The sequence below is a fragment of the Kitasatospora sp. NPDC001119 genome (assembly GCF_053598475.1).
In genome coordinates this window covers 177013-202622 of the sequence record NZ_JBSFKI010000007.1, presented here as the reverse complement: position 1 = coordinate 202622, position 25610 = coordinate 177013, and the positions used below count along the sequence as shown (strand labels likewise).

Genomic DNA, 25610 nt, shown 5'->3' with positions numbered 1-25610 from the left:
GCTGGCGCATGCTGGGGAGCATGAGCCTGATGACCCCCGCCGCGCAAGACGCCGCGCACAGCGCCGCACAGCGCCGGAGCGCCCCCGGCGACGCCCGTCGGCACGAGCTGGCCGCTTTCCTGCGCAGCCGTCGCGAGCGCCTCGGGCCCGAGCAGGTGGGCCTGCCGATGACCGGCCGCCGCCGGACACCGGGGCTGCGCCGGGAGGAGGTCGCCCAGCTCGCCGCGGTCGGGGTGACCTGGTACACGTGGCTGGAGCAGGCGCGGGACATCCAGGTGTCGGCCCAGGTGCTGGACGCGGTGGCCCGGGCGCTGCTGCTGGACCCGAGCGAGCGCGCCCACCTGTTCACCCTGGCCGGCACGGACGACCCGGCGCCGGTGAAGGAGTGCCCCTCGGTGACCCCGAGTGTGCGGCTGCTGCTGGAGCGGCTGGCGCCGTACCCCGCCGTGGTGCTCAACTCCCGCTACCAGGTGCTGGCGTACAACGCCCAGTACACCGCGGTCGTCGGCGACCTCGACCGGATGGCTCCCGAGGACCGGAACCTGATGTGGATGGCGTTCACGCCCTCGCAGTTCCGCGAGGTGCTGATCGACTACCGCACCGAGCGCCTCGGCATGGTGGCCCGGTTCCGTTCGGCGATGGCCGACCACAGCTCGGAGCCGGCCTGGAAGGCGTTGCTGGCCCGGCTGCTCAAGGCCTCTCCGGACTTCGCGGAGGTCTGGCAGCGGCACGACGTGATGCGGCCGGGCAACGGGATCAAGCGCTTCCAGGTGCCGGACGTCGGGCTGCTGCGCTGCGAGTACACCAACTTCTGGCTCAGCCCGCAGCTGGGGACACGGATGATCACGTACACCCCGCTGGACGACGAGACCCGCGCGCTGATGGACCGCCTGCCCACCGGGGCCTAGGGAGTGCCTCGGGCTCGCGTCGGCCGGGCGGCGTCGACGTGCCTCAGCCCCGTACCGCCGCGTCCCGCCCGAGCCGCAGGCACACCACGGCGAGCGGCAGTTCTATGCAGGAGGCCATGACCAGCGCGGCGAGCACCGCGTGGCCCGGCCCGGCGCAGGCGATGTCGGCCAGCGCGTCCCCGGTGAGCAGCAGGGCCACCGCCGCGCCCGCCCACAGCGCGGCGGGGCTGCGGCGGCGCAGCAGCGCGTCCAGCGAGAGCAGGGCGGCGAACTCGGTGAGGTCGAGCACGACCCACGGGGTCTCGTGGCAGACGGCGAGGACCGCCAGCCAGGGCAGCAGCGCGACCGCGGCCAGGACCGGGACCTGGGCGAAGCGCGCGGGCAGGACGGACGAACGGGCGGGGCCGAGGGCAAGGGCGAAGGTGCCGCTCACGCCGCACCCCGGCCGCGCTCCCGGACCCGCTCCAGCGGCAGCCGCTCGGCGGCCCCGCCCGCCGTGTGCTCGACCCGCACGGCGTCGAACGGCCCCTCGGCCCAGGCGACCCAGAACCGGTCGGCCACCGTGACCGCCTCGGCCGTCGAGCACACCCGGCGGAACGGCCGCCGCCCGGTGAACACCACCGCGGGCGCCGTGCCGTCGGCCGCCAGCCGGCCCCAGGCCAGCACGTGCCGGCTCCGCCCGGCGGAGGGGCAGTGCCGGGCCCCGCGCAGCAGGTGCGGGGTGAGCCGGGCGGCGACCAGGACGTCGGCCAACTCCCCGTACTGGTACAGCTCCAGTGCGGCGCGGCCGCGGCCGGACGCGACGCAGCGGACCGACCAGGGGCCGGCCCCGGCGGGCAGCGCGCCCTCCGGCAGCTCCCCTTCCTGCAGCGTCTCCTCCGGCAGGGCTCCTGTCGGCAGCGCCCGCTCCGGCAGCGCCTCCTGGGCCGCCGCCGCTCCGGCGGCACTCCCGGGGCCGGGCCGCCCGTGCGGCGGAGTGGCGGAGTGCGATGCAGTGCTCGTCATGCCCTCAAGCCTTCCGCCCGGACCCCCCTCCTGTCGGTGGTGCTCCACACCGAATCGGGGGTGTAGCTAGCTACACCCCCATCGGGAACCCCCCTTCATGGCGGCTCGTGATCACCGGGCCCTACGCTGTCGGCCATGCCCTCCACCACGTTGCGCCGAGCGTTCGTCAGGAGCCTCCGGCGCCCCCCGTGGTCGCCCGAGGTCTGGCGGGACGTCCGCTTCACCGCCGCCGGGATACCCGTGGCGCTGCCGGTCTGGCTGGCCGTCACCGAGTCGAAGCTGCTCTTCCCGGTGCTCGCCGCCGTCCTGCTCTGCACCCACCCGCTGACCGCCGTCCAGCGCGGCCGGCTGCGCGCCCTGTACGGGGTGGAGGTGCCGCCGCTGCGCCCGCCGACGGGGCGCCGGGTCTGGCTGCTCGGGGTGACCTGGCGCCAGGTCCTCCACCACCTGGTGGCCGGCCCGCTGCTGGCGGCGGGCGCCCTGGTGGTGCTGTACGCCTGGGCGGCCGCCGTGGTGCTGGCCACCGTGTACGGCTGGATCTGGCTGCTGCCCGCCGGCACCGCGCTGCGCACCGGCCTGGCCGGGGAGGACGTCCTGCTCACCCTCGGCGGGGTGCTGCTGCTGGCGGTGCTCCCGCTGTCGGGCACCCAGCTGGCCCGGCTGGAGGTGTGGGTGGCCCGGCGGCTGCTCGGCCCGGACCGGGCGGAGGCGCTGGAGCGGCGGGTCGAGGAGATCGCCGAGAGCCGGGCCGGCCTGGTCGACGCGGTGGACGCCGAGCGCCGCCGGATCGAGCGCGACCTGCACGACGGCGCCCAGCAGCGGCTCACCTCCCTCGCGATGAACCTGGGCCTGGCCCGGCGCACCCTCAAGGACGTGCCGCCCGAGGTGATGCAGGTGATCATCGACGCGCACGAGGAGGCCCAGGCGGCCATCGACGAGCTGCGCGACCTGGTCCGCGGCCTGCACCCCGCCGTCCTGGAGGACCGCGGCCTGGACGCGGCGCTGTCCGGCATCGCCGCCCGGGCCCCGTTGCCGGTGCACCTGGACGTCGACCTCTCCGAGCAGATCGCCCCGACCGTCGAGGCGGTCGCCTACTTCACCGTCTCCGAGGCGCTCACCAACGTGGCCAAGCACGCCAGGGCCCGCCGGGTCGACCTCTCGGTGCGGACGACCGGCGGCCGGCTGCGCCTGGTCATCAGCGACGACGGCGTGGGCGGCGCGGACGCCTCGCGCGGCACCGGGCTCACCGGTCTGCGCAAGCGCGCCGCCTCGGTCGACGGCACGATGTCCGTTCTCAGCCCCCTCGGGGGCCCCACCACCATCACCGTGGAGTTGCCGTGCGCGCTGTGATCGCCGAGGACTCGGTCCTGCTGAGGGTCGGCCTGGTCAAGGTCCTGGAGGCGGTGGGCTTCGAGGTCGTGGCCGCCGTCGGGGACGCCACCGAACTGCTGGCCGCCGTCGAGGAGCACCGCCCGAAGGTGGTGGTGGCCGACGTCCGGATGCCCCCGGGCTTCCACGACGAGGGGGTGAAGGCGGCGATGGTGATCCGCCGGCAGTGGCCGGACACCGCCGTCCTGCTGCTCTCCCAGTTCGTGGAGGAGCGCTACGCCGCGGACCTGCTGGCGACCAACACCAGCGGCGTCGGCTACCTGCTCAAGCAGCGGGTCGCCAACGTCGACGACTTCGTGGACGCGCTCCAGCGGGTCGCCGAGGGCGGCACCGCGCTGGACCCGGAGGTGGTCGCCCAGCTGCTGGTGCGCCGCCGGCACCGGGACCCGGTGGAGAAGCTGACCCCGCGCGAGCGCGACGTGCTCGCCCTGATGGCGGAGGGCCGCTCCAACGCGGCGATCGCCGGCTCGCTGGTGGTCAGCGACAGCGCGGTGGCCAAGCACATCAACTCGATCTTCACCAAGCTCGAACTGCCGCAGGCCGAGGACAGCCACCGCCGGGTGATGGCGGTGCTGCGCTTCCTGGAGGTCGGGTAGCGGTGAAGGGGGTGAAGGGCTGGCGGGCCACCGGGACGCTCGTGATCGTCCTGGTCATGATCGGTGCCGGACTGCAGACCTGGTCGATGGCGGTGCAGCAGCGCACCAGCAGCAGTCGGCCGTACGACGAGGAGATCCACCGGGTCCAGCTGGAGACCGGCCCCGCGTCGGTCCGGGTGCGGGCCGGACGGGAGGGCCACGTGGTGGTCCGGCAGAGCCTGGACTGGCTGGTGCGCAAGCCGGTGGTGTCCGCCGTCTTCGACAAGGGCGTGCTCACGGTCGGGATGCACTGCCGGCTGGTCCTGCCGTTCGTGGACCTCGGCTGCGGTGCCGAGATCGAGCTGGAGGTGCCGGCCGCGACCGAGGTGTCCGGCTCGGTGACCTCCGGCTCCGTCCAGGTGGAGGGCCTGAGCGGGGACGTGAAGCTGGAGCTGACCTCCGGCCAGCTGCTGCTGTCCGACACCTCCGGGAACGTGACCGTGCACGCCACCTCCGGTCTGGTGCAGGGCACCAACCTGAGCGCCCCGCGGTTGACGGCGCAGCTCACCTCGGGCTCGGTGCAGCTGAGCTTCGCGAGGGCTCCGCGCGAGGTGGACGCCACGGCCACCTCCGGCTCGGTGGAGATGAGCCTGCCGAAGGACAGTCGCTACGCCGTCTCCAGCGAGGTCGGCAGCGGCAACGGCCGGATCGACCCGGGGCTGGCGGACTCGGCGAGCCCGAACCGGGTGCACGCCGCGGTCACCTCCGGGTCGATCTCCATCGCTCCGGCGCCGGCCTCGTCGGCGCCCACCGCCCCGGCGGCTCCGTCGGCCTCGTCGGCCCCGTAGCGGAGGCGGCCCGTTCCGGAGGCGTCCGGCCGAGGAGGTGGCCGGTAGCGGAGGTGGCCGGTGGCGGAGGCGGCCGGTAAGGGGAGGCGGCCGGTGGTGGAGGCGCCCCGTACCGGGGGAGCCCCGGCGCGGGCGGAGGCCGCTCACCCGGGTGGGGGACAATGGAGAGTCCCGTCCCCACCACCCGAGGTCAGCCGCGCATGACAGTCACGCCCGCACCCACCGCGTCCGGCACCGAGTTCGCGCCGCTCGACATCGGCCCGATCCAGGTGTGGCCGCCCGTCGTGCTGGCGCCGATGGCCGGTATCACCAACGCGCCGTTCCGCACCCTGTGCCGCGAGCAGAGCGGCGGCAAGGGGCTGTACGTCTCGGAGATGATCACCACCCGGGCGCTGGTCGAGCGCAACGCCAAGACCATGCAGCTGATCAAGTTCGACCCGAGCGAGAAGCCGCGCTCCATCCAGCTGTACGGGGTGGACCCGGTGACCGTCGGCAAGGCCGCCCGGATGATCTCCGAGGAGGGCCTGGCCGACCACATCGACCTCAACTTCGGCTGCCCCGTCCCCAAGGTCACCCGCAAGGGCGGCGGCTCGGCGCTGCCGTACAAGCGCAACCTGCTGCGCGAGATCCTGCGCGAGGCCGTCGCCAACGCGGGCGACCTGCCGGTGACCATGAAGATGCGCAAGGGCATCGACGACGACCACCTCACCTACCTGGACGCCGGCCGGATCGGCGCCGAGGAGGGGGTGGCCGCGATCGCCCTGCACGGGCGCACCGCCGCCCAGCACTACGGCGGCACGGCCGACTGGTCGGCGATCGCCCGGCTGCGCGAGTCCGTCCCGGCGCACATCCCGGTGCTGGGCAACGGGGACATCTGGTCGGCCGACGACGCGCTGCGGATGATGCGCGAGACCGGCTGCGACGGCGTGGTGGTGGGCCGCGGCTGCCTGGGCCGGCCGTGGCTGTTCAAGGACCTGGTCGCGATCTTCGAGGGCGACGTGGACTACGCCCGCCCCGACTTCGGCTACGTGGCCGCGGCGATGGTGCGGCACGCGCAGCTGCTCGGCGAGTGGCTGGGCGACGAGGCGCGCGGCGTGATCGACTTCCGCAAGCACGTCGCCTGGTACACCAAGGGCTTCTCGGTCGGCTCCGAGCTGCGGGTGCGGCTGGCCGGCTCCTCCTCGTTGGCCGAACTGGCCGAAACCCTCGCCCAGGTGGAGCAGTCCCAGGGCTGGCCGGACGGTGCGGACGGCCCGCGCGGGCGGACCAGCGGCAACAACCGGGTGGTCCTGCCGGAGGGCTGGTTGGACGATCCGTACGACTGCGCCCGCCCGGGTGCTGACGCCGAATCGGACACCTCCGGCGGATGATCTGTACGACCTGGCGAAAATGACCCGTTCGGGTCGATGGCCACCTGGTCCCAGCCCTCTTGTCCATCCTGGACAAGAGGGCTCCTTTTCGGCGTCCGAACATCACGGAGCGGGCACGTTTCTGGACGCAGTGCGACGATCGGCGCAGGCGCTCTACGTTCGACCGGTGAGACGCTCTGGTGACGCTTGCCACACGCGGTGGGGGCTGACGGCCGGTCAGTGGACGAAATGGACAGGTCGGCTGTGAATCGCTTCCCGAAGTCGGTCGACCGGTGATCGGGCGATCCGGGTGCAGGAAATCAAGCCGGGGCAACGCCATGGACCCGCGGTCGCTACGGTGCGTCCGGATCGCACGATCTTCGCGGGTGCATGCCTTCAAGAGTTGAATGCTTGCTCGCGTCAGGCGGACGATTTCACCAACAGAGGTGAACGCCTTTATGTGCTTTCGATCTAGCGGGTTACCGCTGGGTACCAGCCTCGGGTGGCCTATTCAGGGCAGAGAAGTGCCTTCGAAATGGGTATGTTCTCCGGCGTCAGGGCAACCGCGTACGAGGAGACCGACCCGTGCCGTCCCAGCAGAAGTTTGTTTACTCCTTCACCGAAGGAAACAAGGACCTCAAGGATCTTCTTGGCGGCAAGGGCGCGAACCTGGCCGAGATGACCAACCTGGGCCTCCCCGTCCCTCCGGGGTTCACCATCACCACCGAGGCCTGCAAGGTCTTCCTGGAGACCGGCAGCGAGCCGTCCTCCCTGCACGAGGAGATCAGCGCCCACCTGGACGCCCTCGAGCAGGAGATGGGCAAGAAGCTCGGCCAGGCCGACAACCCCCTCCTGGTCTCGGTCCGCTCCGGCGCGAAGTTCTCCATGCCCGGCATGATGGACACCGTCCTCAACATCGGTCTCTCCGACGCCTCGGTGGTCGGCCTCGTCGCCCAGTCCGGCAATGAGCGCTTCGCCTGGGACTCCTACCGCCGCCTGGTCCAGATGTTCGGCAAGACCGTGCTGGGCGTCGACGGCGAGCTGTTCGAGGAGGCCCTGGACGAGGCCAAGCACGCCAAGGGCACCGTCAACGACCTGGACCTGGACGCCGCCGACCTCAAGACGCTGGTCGAGGTGTTCAAGGGCATCGTCGAGCGCGAGACGGGCCGGGCCTTCCCGCAGGACCCGCGCGAGCAGATGGACCTCGCCATCCACGCCGTCTTCCACTCCTGGAACGGCGACCGCGCCCGGCTGTACCGCCGCCAGGAGCGCATCCCGAACGACCTGGGCACCGCGGTCAACGTCTGCAGCATGGTCTTCGGCAACCTCGGCGAGGACTCCGGCACCGGCGTCGCCTTCACCCGCGACCCCTCCACCGGCACCCAGGGCGTCTACGGCGACTACCTGTCCAACGCCCAGGGCGAGGACGTCGTCGCCGGCATCCGCAACACGCTGCAGCTGTCCGAGCTGGAGAAGCTCGACAAGAAGTCGTACGACGAGCTGATGGCGATCATGCAGACGCTCGAGAACCACTACCGCGACCTCTGCGACATCGAGTTCACCATCGAGCGCGGCAAGCTCTGGATGCTCCAGACCCGGGTCGGCAAGCGCACCGCCGCGGCCGCCTTCCGGATCGCCGTCCAGCTGGTCGACCAGGGCCTGATCGACCTGGACGAGGCCCTGATGCGGGTCACCGGCGGCCAGCTCTCGCAGCTGATGTTCCCGCGCTTCGCCCCCGACTCCGAGTCGAAGCAGATCGCCAGGGGCCTCGCCGCCTCGCCCGGCGCCGCGATCGGCAAGATCGTCTTCGACTCCTACACCGCGGTGAAGTGGTCGCGCTCCGGCGAGAAGGTCATCCTGGTCCGCCGCGAGACCAACCCGGACGACCTGGACGGCATGATCGCCGCCGAGGGCATCCTCACCTCGCGCGGCGGCAAGACCTCGCACGCCGCCGTCGTCGCCCGCGGCATGGGCAAGACCTGCGTCTGCGGCGCCGAGGAGCTGGAGGTCGACACCAAGCGCCGCCGGATGACCACCGCCGACGGCCTGGTGCTGGAGGAGGGCGACGTCGTCTCGATCGACGGCGCGACCGGCAAGGTCTACCTCGGCGAGGTACCCGTGCTCCCCTCCGCGGTGGTGGAGTACTTCGAGGGCACCCTGCACGCCGGCGCCGACGTCCAGGGCGGCCTCGTCCAGGCCGTGCACCGGCTGATGTCCCACGCCGACGGCCGCCGCCGCCTCGCGGTGCGCGCCAACGCCGACAACGCCGAGGACGGCGGGCGCGCCCGCCGCTACGGCGCCCAGGGCATCGGCCTGTGCCGCACCGAGCACATGTTCCTCGGCGAGGAGCGCCGCAAGGAGGTCGAGCACCTGATCCTGGCGGACAACGACAAGGACCGCGAGCTCGCCCTCTCCACCCTGCTGCCGCTGCAGAAGGGCGACTTCCTGGAGCTCTTCCAGGCGATGGACGGCCTGCCGGTCACCGTCCGGCTGCTCGACCCGCCGCTGCACGAGTTCCTGCCGGACATCACCGAGCTGTCGGTGCGCGTCGCCCTCGCCGAGGCCCGCAAGGACCCGAACGAGAACGACCTGCGCCTGCTCCAGGCGGTGCACAAGCTGCACGAGCAGAACCCGATGCTCGGCCTGCGCGGCGTCCGCCTCGGCCTGGTCATCCCCGGCCTGTTCGGCATGCAGGTCCGGGCCATCGCCGAGGCCGCCGCCGAGCGCCGGCTGGCCGGCGGGGACCCGCGCCCCGAGGTGATGATCCCGCTGGTCGGCACCGTCCAGGAGCTGGAGCTGGTCCGCGACGAGTGCGAGCGGGTGCTCGCCGAGGTCGCCCGGACCACCGGCGTCAAGCTGGACATCAAGCTCGGCACCATGATCGAGCTGCCGCGCGCCGCGGTGACCGCCGGGCAGATCGCCGAGGCCGCCGAGTTCTTCTCCTTCGGCACCAACGACCTGACCCAGACGGTCTGGGGCTTCTCCCGGGACGACGTGGAGGCCTCGTTCTTCACCGCCTACCTGGAGAAGGGCATCTTCGGGGTCTCCCCGTTCGAGACCATCGACCGCGACGGCGTCGGCTCGCTGGTCAAGCACGCCGTCGAGGCCGGCCGGGCGACCCGCCCCGACCTCAAGCTCGGCGTCTGCGGCGAGCACGGCGGCGACCCGGACTCGGTCCACTTCTTCCACGAGGTGGGGCTGGACTACGTCTCCTGCTCCCCCTTCCGGATCCCGGTGGCGCGCCTGGAGGCAGGCCGCGCCGCCATCGAGACGGCGGGCAGCGACTCGCGCTGAGGAGGGTAGGCATCCCCACCTCACGCGCGGGCACGACTGACCGCTTCCCCTCCCGTCGGGAGGGCGTACACCGGAGCTCGGCGCAGGAGAACCGGCGTACGTGACACGGCCGGGCGGGAACGGACAACGGCGTCCGTTCCCGCCCGGCCGTACGTCCGCGTACGGACCGGCGCACCGGACGGTGTGGCGGCGGCCACGTGTGTAGCTGGCCCGGCCCGGCCCGGCCGCCTGCCAAGCTGGACCGCATGACCAACCGCAGAAACCCGCTCGTGGCCGTGGCCGTGCTGATCCTGGCGGTCCTGGCCGGGGCCGGGTACCTCCTCGCCAACCAGGGGAGCGGCCACCCCAAGGCCGCCGCGAGCGCCACCACGAGCGCGGCCGCCGGTGCCACGACGTCCGGGGCCACGGCGCCCAAGCCCTCGGCCCCCAAGCCGAGCCCGCCCGCCGGGGGCGCCGGCACCACCCCCGCCGCGGCCGGCACCTGGGTCCCGACCGACCCGGCCATGGCCGACGTCTGCCGCACCAAGCTCCCCAGCCAGGCCCAGGACACCCTCGGCCTGATCGCCAAGGGCGGCCCCTACCCGTACAACCGCGACGGCATCGTCTTCGAGAACCGCGAGAGCCGCCTCCCCAAGAAGTCCGGCGGCTACTACCACGAGTACACCGTCGTCACCCCCGGCTCCAACGACCGCGGCACCCGCCGCGTGGTGACCGGCGACTCCGGCGAGCAGTACTGGTCCGCCGACCACTACGCCACCTTCCAGGAGATCGACTCCCGCTGCTGAGCCGGGCCTCGGCAGCCCTCGCCGCGTCCCTCACCGGGCCCGGCGCCAGGTGACGCGGGGGTGGGGGGCGTGCGGGCCGGTGGTGACCAGGGCGGTCAGCTCGTGGAGCACCGGGGCCGGGTCGCGGCGGAGCTGGACCGGGGTGGTGCGGACCACCGGGAGGCCGGCGGCGGTGAGGCGGTTGGCGCGGGCGAGGCCCCGTTCGTGCTCGGCGGGGCGCAGGTGCCAGGCGCGGGAGTCGATCTCCAGGGCCACGCAGGCGTGCGGCCAGTAGGCGTCCGGGACGGCGAGGAAGCGGCCGTCCAGGAAGAGCACCGGGTTCCACAGCGGCTCCGGCAGCCCCGCGTGCGCCAGCAGTTCGCGGGCCTCGCCCTCCACCACCGACCGCACCCCGACCGTCAGGTCCTCCACCACCCGGGCCACCTGGGGCAGTCCGAGCGCACCCGGGCGGGACAGCAACTGGTCGAGCAGCTCGCCGAGTTCGCAGTGCCGCCGCTGGACGGCCTCCGCGCACAGCGCCCGGAACCGGCGCTGCCCGGTCTCCCCCGGCGCGAGGTCGGCCAGCGCCCGGGCGACGGTGGTGCTCCACAGCCCGTCGTCCCGCTCGAAGCCGCCCGGCATCGCCCCGGAGGCCCGGTGGATCCGGACGAACTCCCTGTCCCCGACCCGCCGTTGAGTCGGGATCAGGATGTCGACCGCGTTCAGGTCGGACGGGTGCCCGGCGCTCGGCAGCCCGGCCTCGGCCAGCACAGCGAAGCCGGTCAGCAGCACCTCCCCGGCCCGCGGGTCGCGGCCCTTCGGCGTCGCGTACGCCAGCGCGGCCCGCAGCTTCTGGTGGAACGTCAACCGGCCGCTCTGGAGGCAGATCACCCGGGGCAGGACCTGTTGCCAGGGCCCGCCCGGCCGCAGCCGGTGGGCGATGGTGCCGGAGGGCACCCCGAGCCGGCGCAGCTGCGCCCGGGTGGCGATGTGCTGCTGGTCGGCGCCGAGCAGGGCGACCGGGTCGAGGGGGTTCGCGCGGGTCATGCCCCGGTGCCTGCCCGCCGGAATCGGAGGTATGCGAAACATCCCCCGTCGGTGGGGATGCCGGCCACGGGTGTTGACGGGACGGCGGTCAACCCGCTGAGCTGGAGGGCATATGACCATTCCATCCACGCACACCGGCCCCGCGCTGGACTCCCTCAACGGCCTCTCCGTGGGCGACGCCCTCGGCGCCCAGATGTTCGTCCCGGAAACCGCCCGGGCCCACCTCGCCGCCCGCACCGAACCGCCCGGTCCCTGGCCCTGGACCGACGACACCGAGATGGCCTGCTCGGTCCACGCTGCCCACACCGAGCGCGGCGCGATCGACACCTTCGACCTCACCCACGCCTTCGCCCTCCGCCACGACTTCGACCGCGGCTACGGCCCGGCCGCCAACCGGCTGCTCCGGCTGGTCCGCGAGGGCGGCGACGCCCGGCGGCTGGCCGCCGAACTCTTCGACGGCCAGGGCTCGTACGGCAACGGCGCCGCGATGCGGGTCGCCCCGCTGGGGGCCGCGTACGCCGAGGACCCGGCCGCCGTCGTCCGGCCCGCCGCCGACACCGCCGTCATCACCCACACCCACCCGCAGGCCGTGGACGGCGCGATCGCGGTCGCGGTGGCGGCCGCGTACGCGGTGCGGGCGCGGGCGGAGGCCATGACGCCGGAGGCCTTCCTGGCGGCGGTCGCCGACCTCACCCCGAACGGGGCGGTCAGGGACGGCCTGGAGGAGGCCCGCGGGCTGCTCGCCCGGCCGGACTTCCGGCTCGCCGCGCAGGTGCTCGGCAACGGCAGCCGGACCTCCGCGGCCGACACCGTCCCGTACGCCCTGTGGTGCGCCGCCCGGAACCTGGCCGACTACCGCACCGCCGTGTGGGAGGCGGTCGCGGTCGGCGGCGACATGGACACCGTCGCCGCCATCACCGGGGGAGTGGTGGCGGCGCACACCGGCACCGGAGGCATTCCGCGGGCCTGGCTGGCCGCCCGGGAGCCGCTGCCCGCGTGGGCGTTCCCGGAGCCGGGCGGCATCCGCGCGGCCGGGGAACCGCACCTGACGCCGATCCGCCTGCCCCGCCCGCACCCGGTGCCGGACCTGCTCTGGTCGGACGCCGACTGGGAGCGGATCAGGCGCGGCCTGCGGGCCCGGGACGTGGACGAGCGCTGGGTGTCCGTGGTCTCCGAGGGCGTGCTGCACCTGCACCGCGGCGTGGGCGGCGCGGAGGTCTACCGGGTCCGGGTGGCCCGGGTGCGGGGCGGCTGGCGGCCGGTGGAGGCGCTGGTCGAGGCGCACCCGGGACGCCACCGGGCCTGGGACGACCGCACGACCCTGCCGGCCGTCCTGGGCTTGGCGCGCCTCGGCTACGAGCCGCTCCGGGCCGGCCTCAGACCGTGATCATCAGCTGCCCGGCGCCGCTGCCGCCCTGTCTAAGGCACTCCTGGTTGATCGCCGGATCCGGGGCGCTCGGCGAGGTGGCGGCGGCGATCCGCAGCTCGATGATGTCGCGGACGGCCGGCCACTCGTCGTCGAGGATCGAGTAGAACGCGGTGGAGCGCACCACCCCGTCCAGCCCGCGCGAGTGCGCCCGGCGGACGCCCTCGGAGGTCGCGCCGAGCCGCTCGATGGCGGCGCGCGAGCGCATGTTGCGGGCGTCCGCGCGCATCGAGATCCGCTGCACGCCCCAGGTCTCGAAGGCGTGGCGCAGCATCAGCAGCTTGGCCTCGGTGTTGATGCCGGTGCCTTGGGCGCGCGGCGAGAGCCAGCTGTTGCCGATCTCGGCCGCGTCCGGGACGGCCGTGGCCGGATCGCCGAACGGGACGCCGGGCACGGGCGGCCACACCATCGGGCCCTGCCAGTAGTCGAGTTCCAGGAAGCGGGTGGAGCCGACGACCCGGCCGTCGGCGACGTTCACCGTCGCGAACGGCAGCGACCGTCCCGCGGCCTGGTCGGCGAGCGCCCGCGCGACGTAGTCGCGGGCGGCTTCCAGGCCGTGCGGGACGGGGGTGAAGGCGTAGGTCGTACGGTCCTCGGCGCCGGCCTCGGCGATGGCCTCGGCATGGTGCGCGGCGAGGGGCTCCAGCCGCACGGTGCGGCCGGTGAGGGTGACAGGTACGGGCACGGAACCTTCTGTCCTTCATCGGTCGGAGGGAGCCTCCCGGGCCGGGGTACGGCACGGGGTGCGCTGGACATGGGTACGCCTGGGCCCGGGTCCGTCCGCCGGGTACCCGCGCACGCCGGAGGTCCGGTCGAACGGGGTGGGGGCGGCGGCCCGGAGCGGGCGGCGCGGGGGTGCCGGAACGGACACGGGTCCTCGGACCGGTCCGGCGGGAACAGCGAGGGGACAGTGTGCGTCCGCGAAATGGCCGAAGAGGAGACGAGAGCGCGAAGGGAAGCGGGCGGCCAGGTGAAGGCAAGATGCGTCGTGGGGGCTGGCCGAGCAGCGGACCGGGACGTGGCCGACGGCGTTACGGACGACGTGGCGACGACGCGACGATGCGAGGCAGCGAGAGGACGATACCCGCCAGAAGGCGGTGCGTCACTTCGCGGCACGCGAATGGCCGCGCGGGCCGTTCCGGGGCCCCGCGGACGGGCCTCCCGCGGGGGCGCTACCAGGGCCGTGACCAGGGGCTCTTCGGTCGGGTGCGATCATGGTCCGGAGCGGTCGGCCGAGGCCGTCGGGCGCGCCCCCCGGGGAGCCGTCGGACGGGTACCGGAGCGGCCGTGGAGCGGCTCCGGAACGGCCCCGGCGCGGCCCCGTGGACGTGTCCGTCCGCGGGGCGGGGGCGGGGCGGGGCCGGGGCGGGAATTCCGGCGGCGCCCGGCACGCTGCAGAGGACGAGAAGCCGGTCGACCGGAACGAGCAGGGAACGGGGTTGGGTGCGCGGTGCGTGACTTCCAGGCGTTGTACGAGCTGGATCAGCAGGGCGTGGCCGCCGTCGCCGCGGCCAACGAGCAGTTGCGCGACACCGGTGCCGGCCTCGTGCTGCTCCAGCACTACGAGGGCTTCATGGACGCCGGGGAGGCCGGCGGCCAGGTGGTGGCCCACCTGCTGGAGACGGGCTCGCCGCAGGTCGTGGCCCGCTTCGACCACGACCGTCTGGTGGACTACCGGGCCCGCCGCCCGGCGATGGTCTTCGACCACGACCACTGGACGTCCTACGACCCTCCGGAGATCCTGCTCCAGCTCGTCCACGACGCCGCCGGCGCGCCGTTCCTGCTGCTCAGCGGCCCCGAGCCGGACGTCGAGTGGGAGCGCTTCGCGCGGGCCGTCCGCGAGCTGGTGGAGCGCTTCGAGGTCCGGCTCTCGATCGACTTCCACGGCATCCCGATGGGCGTGCCGCACACCCGCCCGGTCGGCATGACGCCGCACGGCAACCGGCTGGACCTCGCCCCGGGCTACCCGCAGTGGTTCGAGCAGGCGCAGGTGCCGGGCAGCGCCCAGGCGCTGGTGGAGTACCGCCTGGCCGAGGCCGGGTGCGACGTCCTGGGCTTCGCCGTGCACGTCCCGCACTACGTGGCCCGCTCCGCCTACCCGGCGGCGGCCGTGCAGGTCCTGGAGGCGGTGCAGTCCGCCACCGGGCTGGTGCTGCCCGGCACCCGGCTGCGCGAGCAGGTCTCCGAGGTCTACGCCGACATCGAGGAGCAGCTGGCCCAGGGGGACGGCGAGTTGCGCTCGGCGATCCGCGGCATGGAGGGCCAGTACGACGCCGTGGCGGGCGCGGAGGGCCGGGAGAGCCTGCTGGCCGAACCGGTGGACCTGCCCTCGGCGGACGAACTGGGGCGGCGCTTCGAGCAGTTCCTGGCCGAGCACGAGCGCGGCGCGGAGTAGTCGACGCGGAGCGGCCGACGCGCACGCGGTTTCGTGGTGCGCCGGCCGGAGAGGGCGCGCGGAAGCGGTCGGAAGCCGGTGCCCGGACGGCCCCGGGGTCGGTTTCCGGCCGGTTCGGGCCCGCCGGAAGGCGATTCGGCCGGGGCGGGAGTCATCGGCCGGGACCGTTCGTTGGCCCCTGATGTGCCCGGGGGACGGGCCGCCGCAAGGAGCCGACCGTGAACCGTATCCCCGGGGGGAGACCATGCCGAGGACCGTACGCCCGACCATCGCCCTGACCGTCGGACTGGCCGCAGCGCTGCTGGCCGGCTGCACCGACAACACCGGCTCGGACAGCGGGACGGGCGGCGCCGCGGGTGCGGCGTCCGACCGCGCGCGGGCCGGCGCGGCCGCGTCGCCGACCGCCGCCCCGCCGCCCACTGGCCCGTACGTCGCGCTCGGCGACTCGTACACCGCGGGGATGAAGATCGCCCCGCAGGTCGGCGAGCCGGGCGCCTGCTACCGCTCCGGGGCCAACTACCCGTCCCTGGTGGCGAAGGGGCTCTCGCTCGCCGCCGACCAGTTCAAGGACGTCAGCTGCAGCGGCGCCCGCACCGGGGACCTGACCGGCCCGCAGAAGGTCGCCGACGGCACCAACCCGGCCCAGCTGGACGCGCTCACCGCGGACACCCGGCTGGTCACCCTGGGGATCGGCGGCAACGACGCCGGCTTCATCGAGGTCGTGACGGAGTGCGCCAAGGCCAACCTGGTGGACATCGTCAAGGGCGTGATCAGCGACAGCGCGGACCGGATCAGCGACTCGCCCTGCCGCGACCACTACGCCGCCGGCAGCGGCACCGACGAGGTCCAGCGCAAGGTGGACGCGGCCGGCGACCGGATCGGCCAGGTGCTCCAGGACGTCAAGAAGCGCTCCCCGAAGGCCAAGGTGTACGTGATCGGCTACCCGGGGCTGCTCCCGGCCGACCCGGCGAGCTGCCTGCCGGTGCTGGGCAACGCGGTGGCCGCCTCCGACCTCGCCTTCCTGGTGGAGAAGCAGCAGCAGCTCAACGGCATGCTCAAGAAGCGCGCGGACGCGGCCGGCGCGGTCTTCGTCGACCTCGCCGGGCCCTCGGCCGGGCACGACATGTGCGCGGGGGAGGACAAGCGCTGGGTGGAGCCGCCGCTCCCGGCCCAGGGGTCGGCGCCGATCCACCCCAACGCCAAGGGGCAGGAGGCGATGTCCGGGGTGGTCCTGAAGGCGATCAAGGGCTGAGGACGCCCGCGCCGGGGCGCGGGACGGAGGGGGCGCGAGGGGTGCGCGGGCCGGGTGGGGCCGACCCACCGGGGCGGGCACCCGCGCGCCGCGCACCGTTCACGCCCCGGCCCGCACCCCTTCGTGCGCGGCACACCCCGCGTGTCGGGGGCGCGGCGTACGGTGAAGGACATATGGACGACACCACGCACCGCCTCGCCGCCCCGATCACGTACGACCACGCCGCCGAGGCCCGCTGGGTCCCCGAACCCGACAAGCGCCCGGGCCGTACGGCCTTCCAGCGGGACCGCGCCCGGGTGCTGCACTCGGCGGCGCTGCGCCGGCTGGCCGGCACCACCCAGGTGGTCGCCCCGATGCGCAGCGACTTCCCGCGCACCCGCCTCACCCACTCCCTCGAATGCGCCCAGGTCGGGCGGGAGTTGGGCGCCGCCCTGGGCTGTGACCCGGATCTCGTGGAGACCGCCTGCCTGGCCCACGACATCGGCCACCCGCCGTTCGGCCACACCGGCGAGGAGGCCCTCGACCAGGCCGCCGAGGCCTGCGGCGGCTTCGAGGGCAACGCCCAGTCGCTGCGCATCCTGACCCGGCTCGAACCCAAGCGCTTCGCGCCCGAGGGGGAGCAGCCGGCCGTCCGGCTCGCCCCCTGGCCGGGCCGCAGCGTCGGCCTCAACCTGAGCCGGGCCGCCCTCGACGCCGCCGGCAAGTACCCGTGGACCAAGGGCGCCCACCCCACCGACCCGGCCTCCTCCAAGTACGGCGTCTACGCCGACGACCTGCCGGTCTTCCGCTGGCTGCGGGCCGGCTCCCCGGCCGGGCGCAAGTGCTTCGAGGCCACCGTGATGGACTGGTCCGACGACGTGGCCTACTCCACCCACGACGTCGAGGACGGCCTCCAGGCCGGCCACATCGACCCGGCCGTGCTGCGCGCCCCCGGTGAGCGGGCCGAACTCTTCAAGGTCGCCGAGCGCTACGCCCCGGACGCCGAGCCGGAGGAGCTGGCCGCCGCCCTGGACCGGCTGCTCGCCCAGGAGTGGTGGCCCCGCTCCTACGACGGCACCGCCCGGGCCCGGGCCGGGCTCAAGGACCTCACCAGCCAGCTGATCGGCCGCTTCTGCCTGGCCGCCGAGCAGGCCACCCGCGCCCGCTACGGCCCCGGCCGGCTCACCCGCTACGCCGCCGAGCTGGTGGTGCCGAGGGACGTCCGGCTGGAGTGCGCGGTGCTCAAGGCGGTCGCCGTCCGCTTCGTGATGCAGCGCGACGAGCAGGCCCAGCTGCGGGCCCGGCAGCGGATCGTGATCGCCGAGCTGGCGTACGTCCTCACCCAGCGCGCCCCCGACGGGCTGGACCCGGTGTTCGCCGCGATGTACCACGAGGCCGAGGACGACCGCGCCGCCCTGCGCACGGTCGTCGACCAGATCGCCACCCTCACGGACGCCTCCGCCCTGGCCCTGCACGCCAAACTGGTCGGCGCCGCCTGGGCGTAGCCGCCGGGCGCGGCCGCGACGGCTCCGGTGCGGCCGTGCCCCGACCGGGGCCGAGCCCTCGGCGCGGCCGGAATGCCCCGCCGCCCCAGTAGACTTCCGGGGTGGCCGGGCGGATCAGGGACGAAGACGTACAGGCGGTGCGCAGCGCGCTGCCGATCGACGCGGTGGTCGGCGACTACGTACAGCTGACCAACGGTGGCGGTGGCGAGTACAAGGGCGTCTGCCCCTTCCACGACGAGAAGTCCGCCTCCTTCTACGTGAACCCCGCCAAGGGCGTCTTCCACTGCTTCGGCTGCCAGGAGAACGGCGACACCATCGCCTTCCTGATGAAGATCGAGCACTTCACCTTCGCCGAGGCCGTCGAGCGGATGGCCGCCCAGGCCGGCATCACCCTGCGCTACGAGGAGGGCGGCTACAGCCCCCGCCACCAGCAGGGCGAGCGCACCCGGCTGGTCGAGGCGCACAAGGTGGCCTCCGCCTGGTACCAGGAGCAGCTGGCCTCGCCGGAGGCGGAGATCGGCCGCCGCTTCCTGGCCGAGCGCGGCTTCGACGAGGAGGCCGCCAAGACCTTCGGCGTCGGCTACGCTCCCGCGGGCTGGGAGCACCTGGTCCGCTACCTGCGCGGCAAGGGCTTCACCGACAAGGAGATCCTGCTCGGCGGCCTCGCCTCGCAGGGCCAGCGCGGCGGTCTGATCGACCGCTTCCGGGGCCGGCTGGTCTGGCCGATCCGGGACATCGCGGGCGAGGTGGTCGGCTTCGGCGCCCGCCGCCTGCGCGAGGACGACAACGGCCCGAAGTACCTCAACACCCCCGAGACGCCGATCTACAAGAAGTCCCACGTGCTGTACGGGATCGACCTGGCGAAGAAGGAGATCGCCAAGTCGGGCCGCGCGGTGGTGGTCGAGGGCTACACCGACGTGATGGCCTGCCACCTGGCCGGGGTCACCTCGGCGGTGGCGACCTGCGGCACCGCCTTCGCCGAGGACCACATCAAGATCATCCGTCGGCTGCTGATGGACACCTCGCAGTACCGGGGCGAGACCGTCTTCACCTTCGACGGCGACGCGGCCGGGCAGAAGGCCGCCCTGCGCGCCTTCGAGGACGACCAGAAGTTCGCCGCCAAGACCTCCATCGCGGTCAGCCCGGGCGGCATGGACCCGTGCGAGCTGCGCCTGGCCCAGGGCGACGAGGCGGTCAAGCACCTGATCGACAACCCGGTCCCGCTGTTCGAGTTCGCGCTGACCTCGGCGGTCGCCCGGCACCGGGTGGACACCCCGGAGGGGCGCTCGGCGGCGCTGGAGGAGGCGGCCCCGATCGTCGCCAAGATCAAGGACCGCTCGATCCAGCACGAGTACGCCGTCCGCCTGGCCGGCATGCTCGGCATCCTGGACGAGCAGTTCGTCGTCCGCCGGATCTCCCAGCTGGCCCGTTGGGACCGCGAGCGCCAGCAGAACCCGCGCGGCGCGGCCGCCCAGCGCCGCCCCGAGCCGGCCCAGCCGCAGCGCGCCGCGCAGCCCGCCTACCGGCTCAACCCGCGCGACCCGGCCCAGTTCGTCGAGCGGGAGCTGCTCAAGCTGGCGCTCCAGCACCCGGACCTGGTCAGCCCGGCCTTCGACCACTACGGCGAGGACGAGTTCCCGACCCCGCCGTACACCGCCGTCCGGCAGGCCGTCGCCAAGGCCGGCGGCGCCGCGTACGGGGCGACCCTGCCCGACTTCACCAGCGCGGTGCGCGAGGCGGCCCCGGACGACCAGGTGCGCTCGCTGGTCACCGAGTTGACCGTCGAGCCGGTCCGCTCGCGCCGCAAGGCGGACGCGATCTACGCGGGGGAGTTCCTGGTCAAGCTGCGCCTGCTGGCGGTGGACCGGCGGATCACCGAGGTCCGCGGCTACCTCCAGCGGCTCGGCCCCCGGGCCGAGGCCGAGCAGCTGCACGCGGTGCAGACCGAGCTGTGGCAGCTCCAGCAGTACGGGCAGCAGCTGCGCAGCCAGGGCGCGGCGGCGCTGTAGCGCGCCCCGCGGCACCCGCCGCCCGGACGCGGTGTCGGACCCGGCGCCCGAACCCGCGCGCAGAAAGTCGGCGCACGAGTCTCGGCCACGGAGCGTGGCGTACCGCACACTGGAGGGCGTCCCACCTCCGTACTGCGCGGGTCCGCCAGAGTCGCGCCCGCCCCGAGGGGATGCCCGTGGAGCAAGGCGTCGTCGCAGCGACCACCACCAGTACGAGAGCGAACCCCGCCGAACCGGACGGGGAGCAGGACACCCACCACGGCCGGGCCGGGGCGGTGCCCCCGGACGGTGCCCGGATCCCCGCCCAGGGCCTGCCGGAGGGCCATCCGGACAGCCCGGACCCCGAAACCGGGTCCGGCGCCGAGGACCCGGACGAGCGCCGCGGGCCCGCCGACGACACCGGGCCGTCCGCCGACCTGCTGCGCCAGTACCTGCGCGAGATCGGCCGGATCCGCCTGCTCACCGCCGAGGAGGAGGTCGAGCTGGCCCGCCGGGTGGAGGCCGGCGTCTTCGCCGAGGAGCGGCTGAACGGCGACCCGCCGCCGCCCGACCCGCTGGGCGGCGAGCTGGACACCCTGGTGGTGCGGGGCCGGATCGCCAAGCGCCGGCTGATCGAGGCGAACCTGCGGCTGGTCGTCTCCGTCGCCAAGCGCTACGTCGGGCGCGGGCTGACCCTGCTGGACCTGGTCCAGGAGGGCAACCTGGGCCTGATCCGCGCGGTGGAGAAGTTCGACTACACCCGCGGTTTCAAGTTCTCCACGTACGCGACCTGGTGGATCCGGCAGGCGATGAGCCGGGCCCTGGCCGACCAGGCCCGGACGATCCGGGTGCCGGTGCACGTGGTCGAGCTGATCAACCGGGTGGTCCGGGCGAAGCGCGGCCTGCTCCAGGAGCGCGGCCTGGAGCCGACGGCGGCCGAGATCGGCGCCGCCTTGGAGCTGACCGAGGAGCGGGTGCGCGAGCTGCTCCGGCTGGCCCAGGAGCCGATCTCGCTGCACACCCCGGTCGGCGAGGAGGACGACGTCGCGCTCGGGGACCTGATCGAGGACGCCGACGCCGCCTCGCCCGCCGAGTCCGCGACCTTCCTGCTGCTGCGCCAGCACCTGGAGGCCGTCCTGGCCACCCTGGGGGATCGGGAGCGCCAGGTCGTCCAGCTCCGCTACGGGCTGGACGACGGCCGCCCGCGAACGCTGGAGGAGATCGGCGCGGTGTTCGGCGTGACGCGGGAGCGGATCCGCCAGATCGAGTCGAAGACCCTGGTCAAGCTCCGCGACCACGCCTGCGCCGAGCAGCTGCGCGGCTACCTCGACTGAGCCCGGACCCTAGAGCGGGGTCGGCGACGCGGCCGGCGCCGACGGGTCGGTCGGAGTGGGGTCGGCCGGTGTGGCCGGGGCCGGGGTCGTGGACGCGCCCGCGCCGGTGCCCGGCGGGGGAGAGGCGGGCCCGATCGGGATCGGGGTGGAGGCCACCACCATGGCCAGGTCGGAGACGACCGCGGTGCAGTCGTGGCCGGCCGGCTGGTAGCCGCAGACCTGGAAGGTGACGGTCGGGTCCGCCGCGTCCAGCATCGCCGAGTAGTTGTCGTAGCCCCAGTGGATGAGCGCCGTCTCGCTCTCGCCGGTGCCGTCGGTGATCGTCGCGTAGTCCTTCGGCTGGCCCTCGGTGATGGCCGCCCAGGCGGCCCGGCAGGTCTGGCTGTACCGGAGGTAGACGACCACCTTGCCGACCACCTGGGTCTGCAGGGTCCGGGCGTCCTTGCCGCAGCCGGTGGTCTTCGGGTCCTTGTGCGCGCAGCCGACGGCCTGACAGGCCGGGGCGGTGGGCCCGGGCTTGGGAGCGGCGGAGGCACCGGTCGTCGCGGCGGGCCGGTCGGCCGCCGCGGCCTGCCCGTCGTGCCGGCTGATCCGCAGGCCCACCAGGACCAGCAGCAGCGCCAGCGCGGCCGCACCGGAGACCAGTGCCGCCGGGCGCCGCCACCAGACGGCGGGGGCGGGCCCGGGCTCCTGCCCGGCCACCGGCGCCTCCGCGACGGAGACGGCCTCCTCCACGGCGGGCTCCTCGGCGCCCGAGGGCCCGTCAGCGACGGCTTCCGGCCCGGCCACCGCCCGCCGCCACAGCGCCCGCAGCGCGGCCCCGTCGCACTCGACCGCCCCGGCCAGCGCCTCCAGCGCCTGCTCGGTGACGACCCGTTTGCCGTTGAGCCAGCGCTCCCAGGAGGCCCGGCTGTAGTGGGTGCGGGCGGCCAGCTCGGACAGCGACAGTCCGGCGGCGTCCTTGACGGCCCGGAGCTCCTCCGCCAGGCGTCTGGCGGGCTCGGACAGCTCGTCGGGCAGCTGCTTCCAGGCGGAACCCACGGCGGCGCTCCAAACTCGAGAGACGGGGGGCGGGGAACGGGGAACGGGGGAGCGGCAGGGTCCCGGTCCGGGCCGTTCGGCGTCTCCGCTTCTCCAACCTGATCGGCCTGGCGTCCCAAACCCCAGGTCATGGCGCTGAGACGGACGGAAGTGTCTCACAACCCCCGGAGACGCTCGAACATCCATGTGGTCATCGTGCAGAGTTCTCTGGCCGGTGCGGTCCACCCGTCGGTGGAACCGTTCGGACCCCGATCGATCACCCGTCGTCGGTCCGCACCCGCTCCCGGCCCCCACCGGTCCGGGGCAGCCTCGCGGGGGGAGGCTGCCCCGGGTCCGCCGGGATGCTCCGGCGGGGAGGGCGCTTCGCTGCGCCCTCCCCGCTGTGACGTTCTCCCGGTCGTACGACCGGCCGGATGCACGCCCGGCCGCGCGAACGGGGTCAGTGGTGGAAGCCCGGCCGGGGCGGCACCCCGAGCTCCCGGAGCGGGACGGGCTGGCGCCGCAGCTCCGGCAGCAGCCGGTCGAGGTCGGCCAGCAGCAGGTCGGCGAGGTCCCGGGAGAAGCCGTTGCGGCAGACCACCCGGAGCACCGACAGGTCCTCCCGGTTCGCCGGGAAGGTGTACGCGGGGACCTGCCAGCCGCGCTCGCGCAGCCGCCGTGAGACGTCGAACACGTCGAACGGGACGTCCCCCTCGGTGGTGAGGGCGAACACCGGGACCTGGTCGCCCCGGGTCAGCAGCCGGAAGCCGTCCAGCTTCCCGATCCGCCCGGCCAGGTAGGTGGCGACCTCGCGGCAGGCGCCCTGGACGGCCCGGAAGCCCTCCCGGCCGAGCCGCAGGAAGACGTAGTACTGGGCCACCACCTCGGCGCCGGGCCGGGAGAAGTTGAGGGCGAAGGTCGGCATCTCGCCGCCCAGGTAGTTGACCCGGAAGACCAGCTCCTCCGGCAGCGCCGCCCGGTCGCGCCAGAGCGCCCAGCCCACGCCGGGGTACACCAGGCCGTACTTGTGGCCGGAGGTGTTGATCGAGGCCACCCGGGGCAGCCGGAAGTCCCAGACCAGCTCCGGGTCGAGGAAGGGCGCCACCATGGCGCCGGAGGCGCCGTCCACGTGCACCGGGACGTCGGTGCCGGTGCGCTCCTGGTAGGCGTCCAGGGCCGCGCAGATCTCCGCGACCGGCTCGTACGAGCCGTCGAAGGTGGAGCCGAGCACGCCGACCACCCCGATGGTGTCCTCGTCGCACAGGGCGACCGCCCGCTCGGCGTCCAGGTGGAAGCGGGTGCCCTCCATCGGTGCGGTGCGCGCCTCGATCTCCCAGAAGTTGCAGAACTTCTCCCAGCACACCTGCACGTTGACGCCCATCACCAGGTTGGGCCGGGCCCCGGCGGCGTAGCGGTCGGCGTTGCGGTGCATCCAGCGGCGCTTGAGCGCCATGCCGGCCAGCATGCAGGCCTCGCTGGAGCCGGTGGTGGAGCAGCCGACCGCGCCGTCCGGGTCGGGGGCGTGCCAGAGGTCGGCGAGGATCGCCACGCAGCGCCGCTCCAGTTCGGCGGTCTGCGGGTACTCGTCCTTGTCGATCATGTTCTTGTCGAGGCACTCGGTCATCAGCCGGGTGGCCTGGGCCTCCATCGAGGTGGTGACGAAGGTCGCCAGGTTGAGCTTGGCGTTGCCGTCCAGCATCAGCTCGTCGTGGATCAGCTGGTACGCGGTCTCGGCCGCGACGGGGACCTCGCCGAGCCGGTGCAGCGGCGGGGCCAGCTTCATCGCGCCCAGCGGGTCGGCGATGGTCGGGTACGGGCCGATGCTCAGCCGGCGGTCGCCGCCGGCCCCCTTGTGCAGCGCCATGGCGTCCTGCCGTCCTTCGGGTCGGTGGCCGTGTCCCGTCCCACGCTGCCACCGGGTGCCGGGCGACGCATCCGCGCGGTCCGCCGCCCCCGCTCCGGGGCGCGGTCCGTCACCCCCGCTCCGGGGTCAGGCCGCCGCCTCCGGGTGGACCTGGTCGCGGGCGGCCCGGTACTGCTGACGCACCGCCGAGCCGATCGCCAGGTCCTGCTCCCCGTCGGGCTCGACGGTCTCGGCGTCGGGCAGCTCCCACTCCGGGGGCTGCGGGGTGCCGGCCAGCGCCCAGGCGGCCTGCCGGGCGGCCCCGCGGGCGGCGTGCGCGCCGGGCGGCGGCACCACGACCGGGACGCCGAACAGCATCGGGGCGATGTGCCGGACGGCGGGCAGCCGCCCGGCCGTGCCGAGCAGGAACACCCGGTTCACCGGGACGCCCCGGGCGCGCAGCACGTCGAGGGCGTCGGCGATGTTGCAGAGCATGCCCTCGACGGCGGCCCGGGCCAGGTGCTGAGGGGTCATCGCCTCGGCCCGCAGGCCGGTCAGGGTGCCGGCCGCGTGCGGCAGCGCGGGGGTGCGCTCGCCGTCCAGGTACGGCAGCAGCACCAGGCCGTAGGCGCCGGGGGAGGAGTGCAGGGCGAGGTCGCTCAGGCCCTCCAGGTCCCGGCCGAGCAGGGCGGCCGTGGAGCGCAGCACCTGGGCGGCGTTGAGGGTGGCGACCATCGGCAGGTGCCGGCCGCTGGCGTCGGCGAAGGAGGAGACCAGGCCGGACGCGTCGACCACGGCCTCCTCGTGCACCGCGAAGATCGTCCCGGCGCTGCCGAGCGAGACCACCGCGTCGCCCGGGCCGAGGCCCAGGCCCAGCGCGGCGGCCATGTTGTCCCCGGTGCCGGCCGAGATCAGCAGGCCCTCGGGGGTGTGCCCGGCGGGCTCGGCCGGGGGCAGGACGTCGGGCAGTCTGAGCTCGTGGCCGAGCGCCAGCTCCACCAGGTCCTGCCGGTACTCGCCGGTGATCGGCGACCAGTAGCCGGTGCCGGAGGCGTCGCCGCGGTCGGTGGTGCGGCGCTTGGGGTGGCCGAGCAGCTGCCAGACCAGCCAGTCGTGCGGCAGCAGCACCTCGGCGACCCGGCGGGCGTTGGCGGGCTCGAACTCGGCCAGCCAGCGCAGCTTGGCGACGGTGTACGTGGGGGCCGGCACGGAGCCGATCGCGGCCGTCCAGGCTGCCGGGCCGCCGAGGGCGTCCAGCAGTTTGGCGGCGGCGCCGCTGGAGCGCGGGTCGTTCCAGAGGATCGCCGGGCGGACCAGCACCCCGCCCGCGTCGAGGCCGATCATCCCGTGCTGCTGGGCGCTGACCCCGATCGCCCGGACGCTCTCCAGCAGGCCGCCGGTCGCGGCGTCGCCGAGCGAGTGCAGCCAGACCTGGGGGTCGGCCTCGCCCGGGCGCAGGTCCTGGTCCTCGGGGACGGGGTGCGGCGCCTTGCCGGAGCGCAGGACGGCGCCGGTGTCGGCGTCGCACGCGACGATCCTGGTGCGGTTGGTCGAGCTGTCTATCCCCGCGACGATGGCCATGCCGAGATCATGCCTCAGCCCGGCCCCGGACGCGTCCGGGCCGGGCGGCCTGTTGCGGGTTCGCGACCCCGGGGCGGGGTCCGCTTCGCCCAGCTGTCACCGTCCCGT

The 25610-nt window shown here is 74.2% G+C and carries 20 protein-coding genes; 13 read left to right on the top strand and 7 right to left on the bottom strand.

Going from position 1 to position 25610, the window contains the following annotated elements:
- Positions 1-29: 29 nt before the first annotated feature.
- Entirely contained in the window at positions 30-908 is an 879-nt protein-coding gene (locus tag ACWDD9_RS11410; RefSeq protein ID WP_049657061.1) for a helix-turn-helix transcriptional regulator, read from the top strand.
- Between the two features lie 43 nt (positions 909-951).
- On the opposite strand, the gene ACWDD9_RS11405 is transcribed toward ACWDD9_RS11410, so the two are convergent.
- Both ACWDD9_RS11405 and ACWDD9_RS11400 read right to left on the bottom strand, forming a co-directional pair.
- On the bottom strand, positions 952-1341 hold the full coding sequence (locus ACWDD9_RS11405; RefSeq protein ID WP_049657058.1) for a hypothetical protein: 390 nt from the start codon (positions 1339-1341) through the stop codon (positions 952-954).
- Positions 1338-1913 carry a hypothetical protein gene (locus ACWDD9_RS11400; protein WP_449811445.1) on the bottom strand — a complete coding sequence of 192 codons (576 nt, stop codon included), beginning with the start codon at positions 1911-1913 and terminating at the stop codon, positions 1338-1340. The genes ACWDD9_RS11405 and ACWDD9_RS11400 overlap by 4 nt, the downstream gene beginning before the upstream one ends.
- 135 nt (positions 1914-2048) lie before the next feature.
- On the opposite strand from ACWDD9_RS11400, the gene ACWDD9_RS11395 reads away from it, so the two are divergent.
- The 6 genes from ACWDD9_RS11395 (at position 2049) to ACWDD9_RS11370 (ending at position 10153) form a co-directional block, all read left to right on the top strand.
- Positions 2049-3263 carry a sensor histidine kinase gene (locus tag ACWDD9_RS11395; protein WP_117487700.1) on the top strand — a complete coding sequence of 405 codons (1215 nt, stop codon included), beginning with the start codon at positions 2049-2051 and terminating at the stop codon, positions 3261-3263.
- Positions 3251-3898, top strand: a complete 648-nt coding sequence (locus tag ACWDD9_RS11390; protein ID WP_049650224.1) for a response regulator transcription factor — start codon at positions 3251-3253, stop codon at positions 3896-3898. The genes ACWDD9_RS11395 and ACWDD9_RS11390 overlap by 13 nt, the downstream gene beginning before the upstream one ends.
- Before the next feature lie 2 nt (positions 3899-3900).
- Positions 3901-4725, top strand: a complete 825-nt coding sequence (locus ACWDD9_RS11385) for a DUF4097 family beta strand repeat-containing protein (protein WP_449811444.1) — start codon at positions 3901-3903, stop codon at positions 4723-4725.
- A 200-nt stretch (positions 4726-4925) separates the two neighbouring features.
- Entirely contained in the window at positions 4926-6095 is a 1170-nt protein-coding gene (dusB, locus tag ACWDD9_RS11380; protein WP_388043998.1) for a tRNA dihydrouridine synthase DusB, read from the top strand.
- A 564-nt stretch (positions 6096-6659) separates the two neighbouring features.
- Positions 6660-9368 carry a pyruvate, phosphate dikinase gene (gene ppdK / locus ACWDD9_RS11375; RefSeq protein ID WP_387827008.1) on the top strand — a complete coding sequence of 903 codons (2709 nt, stop codon included), beginning with the start codon at positions 6660-6662 and terminating at the stop codon, positions 9366-9368.
- A 245-nt stretch (positions 9369-9613) separates the two neighbouring features.
- Positions 9614-10153 (top strand): ribonuclease, encoded by a 540-nt coding sequence (locus ACWDD9_RS11370; RefSeq protein WP_053111988.1) that lies wholly within the window; start codon positions 9614-9616, stop codon positions 10151-10153.
- A gap of 30 nt (positions 10154-10183) precedes the next feature.
- Here ACWDD9_RS11370 and ACWDD9_RS11365 read toward each other — a convergent pair whose 3' ends face one another.
- Complete coding sequence (locus ACWDD9_RS11365; protein ID WP_380779627.1) at positions 10184-11179, bottom strand: hypothetical protein; 996 nt, start codon at positions 11177-11179, stop codon at positions 10184-10186.
- 112 nt (positions 11180-11291) lie between these two features.
- Here ACWDD9_RS11365 and ACWDD9_RS11360 point away from each other — a divergent pair, with 112 nt between their 5' ends.
- Positions 11292-12566: an ADP-ribosylglycohydrolase family protein gene (locus ACWDD9_RS11360; RefSeq protein WP_449811443.1), complete on the top strand. Its 1275-nt coding sequence runs from the start codon at positions 11292-11294 to the stop codon at positions 12564-12566.
- Here ACWDD9_RS11360 and ACWDD9_RS11355 read toward each other — a convergent pair.
- Positions 12556-13290 carry a GNAT family N-acetyltransferase gene (locus ACWDD9_RS11355; RefSeq protein ID WP_049650219.1) on the bottom strand — a complete coding sequence of 245 codons (735 nt, stop codon included), beginning with the start codon at positions 13288-13290 and terminating at the stop codon, positions 12556-12558. The genes ACWDD9_RS11360 and ACWDD9_RS11355 overlap by 11 nt on opposite strands.
- 765 nt (positions 13291-14055) lie before the next feature.
- On the opposite strand from ACWDD9_RS11355, the gene ACWDD9_RS11350 reads away from it, so the two are divergent.
- From ACWDD9_RS11350 to ACWDD9_RS11330, 5 genes are all read left to right on the top strand, one after another.
- Complete coding sequence (locus tag ACWDD9_RS11350) at positions 14056-15000, top strand: PAC2 family protein (protein WP_049650218.1); 945 nt, start codon at positions 14056-14058, stop codon at positions 14998-15000.
- Between the two features lie 244 nt (positions 15001-15244).
- Positions 15245-16252 (top strand): SGNH/GDSL hydrolase family protein, encoded by a 1008-nt coding sequence (locus tag ACWDD9_RS11345; RefSeq protein ID WP_449811442.1) that lies wholly within the window; start codon positions 15245-15247, stop codon positions 16250-16252.
- A 173-nt stretch (positions 16253-16425) separates the two neighbouring features.
- Positions 16426-17736 carry a deoxyguanosinetriphosphate triphosphohydrolase gene (locus ACWDD9_RS11340; RefSeq protein ID WP_049650217.1) on the top strand — a complete coding sequence of 437 codons (1311 nt, stop codon included), beginning with the start codon at positions 16426-16428 and terminating at the stop codon, positions 17734-17736.
- Positions 17737-17837: 101 nt separating this feature from the next.
- Positions 17838-19745, top strand: a complete 1908-nt coding sequence (gene dnaG / locus ACWDD9_RS11335) for a DNA primase (protein WP_449811441.1) — start codon at positions 17838-17840, stop codon at positions 19743-19745.
- Positions 19746-19915: 170 nt separating this feature from the next.
- Positions 19916-21058: an RNA polymerase sigma factor gene (locus ACWDD9_RS11330; protein ID WP_449811440.1), complete on the top strand. Its 1143-nt coding sequence runs from the start codon at positions 19916-19918 to the stop codon at positions 21056-21058.
- A gap of 9 nt (positions 21059-21067) precedes the next feature.
- Here the strand turns inward: ACWDD9_RS11330 and ACWDD9_RS11325 are convergent, their stop codons facing one another.
- The 3 genes from ACWDD9_RS11325 to ACWDD9_RS11315 all read right to left on the bottom strand — a co-directional run bounded on the left by ACWDD9_RS11325 (position 21068) and on the right by ACWDD9_RS11315 (position 25502).
- Positions 21068-22099, bottom strand: a complete 1032-nt coding sequence (locus ACWDD9_RS11325) for a DUF2690 domain-containing protein (RefSeq protein ID WP_449811439.1) — start codon at positions 22097-22099, stop codon at positions 21068-21070.
- 439 nt (positions 22100-22538) lie between these two features.
- Entirely contained in the window at positions 22539-23942 is a 1404-nt protein-coding gene (locus tag ACWDD9_RS11320) for a glutamate decarboxylase (protein ID WP_449811438.1), read from the bottom strand.
- 126 nt (positions 23943-24068) lie between these two features.
- Entirely contained in the window at positions 24069-25502 is a 1434-nt protein-coding gene (locus ACWDD9_RS11315; protein WP_449811437.1) for an FGGY family carbohydrate kinase, read from the bottom strand.
- Between the last annotated feature and the right edge of the window lie 108 nt (positions 25503-25610).

Excerpts from the sequence above, each read along its gene's own strand:
- ACWDD9_RS11410 (WP_049657061.1), top strand. The coding sequence starts at position 30 with ATGACCCCCGCCGCGCAAGACGCCGCGCACAGCGCCGCACAGCGCCGG.
- ACWDD9_RS11400 (WP_449811445.1), bottom strand. The coding sequence starts at position 1,913 with ATGACGAGCACTGCATCGCACTCCGCCACTCCGCCGCACGGGCGGCCC.
- ACWDD9_RS11395 (WP_117487700.1), top strand. The coding sequence starts at position 2,049 with ATGCCCTCCACCACGTTGCGCCGAGCGTTCGTCAGGAGCCTCCGGCGC.
- dusB (WP_388043998.1), top strand. The coding sequence starts at position 4,926 with ATGACAGTCACGCCCGCACCCACCGCGTCCGGCACCGAGTTCGCGCCG.
- ACWDD9_RS11370 (WP_053111988.1), top strand. The coding sequence starts at position 9,614 with ATGACCAACCGCAGAAACCCGCTCGTGGCCGTGGCCGTGCTGATCCTG.
- ACWDD9_RS11365 (WP_380779627.1), bottom strand. The coding sequence starts at position 11,179 with ATGACCCGCGCGAACCCCCTCGACCCGGTCGCCCTGCTCGGCGCCGAC.
- ACWDD9_RS11360 (WP_449811443.1), top strand. The coding sequence starts at position 11,292 with ATGACCATTCCATCCACGCACACCGGCCCCGCGCTGGACTCCCTCAAC.
- ACWDD9_RS11345 (WP_449811442.1), top strand. The coding sequence starts at position 15,245 with ATGCCGAGGACCGTACGCCCGACCATCGCCCTGACCGTCGGACTGGCC.
- ACWDD9_RS11340 (WP_049650217.1), top strand. The coding sequence starts at position 16,426 with ATGGACGACACCACGCACCGCCTCGCCGCCCCGATCACGTACGACCAC.
- ACWDD9_RS11330 (WP_449811440.1), top strand. The coding sequence starts at position 19,916 with ATGCCCGTGGAGCAAGGCGTCGTCGCAGCGACCACCACCAGTACGAGA.
- ACWDD9_RS11320 (WP_449811438.1), bottom strand. The coding sequence starts at position 23,942 with ATGGCGCTGCACAAGGGGGCCGGCGGCGACCGCCGGCTGAGCATCGGC.
- ACWDD9_RS11315 (WP_449811437.1), bottom strand. The coding sequence starts at position 25,502 with ATGGCCATCGTCGCGGGGATAGACAGCTCGACCAACCGCACCAGGATC.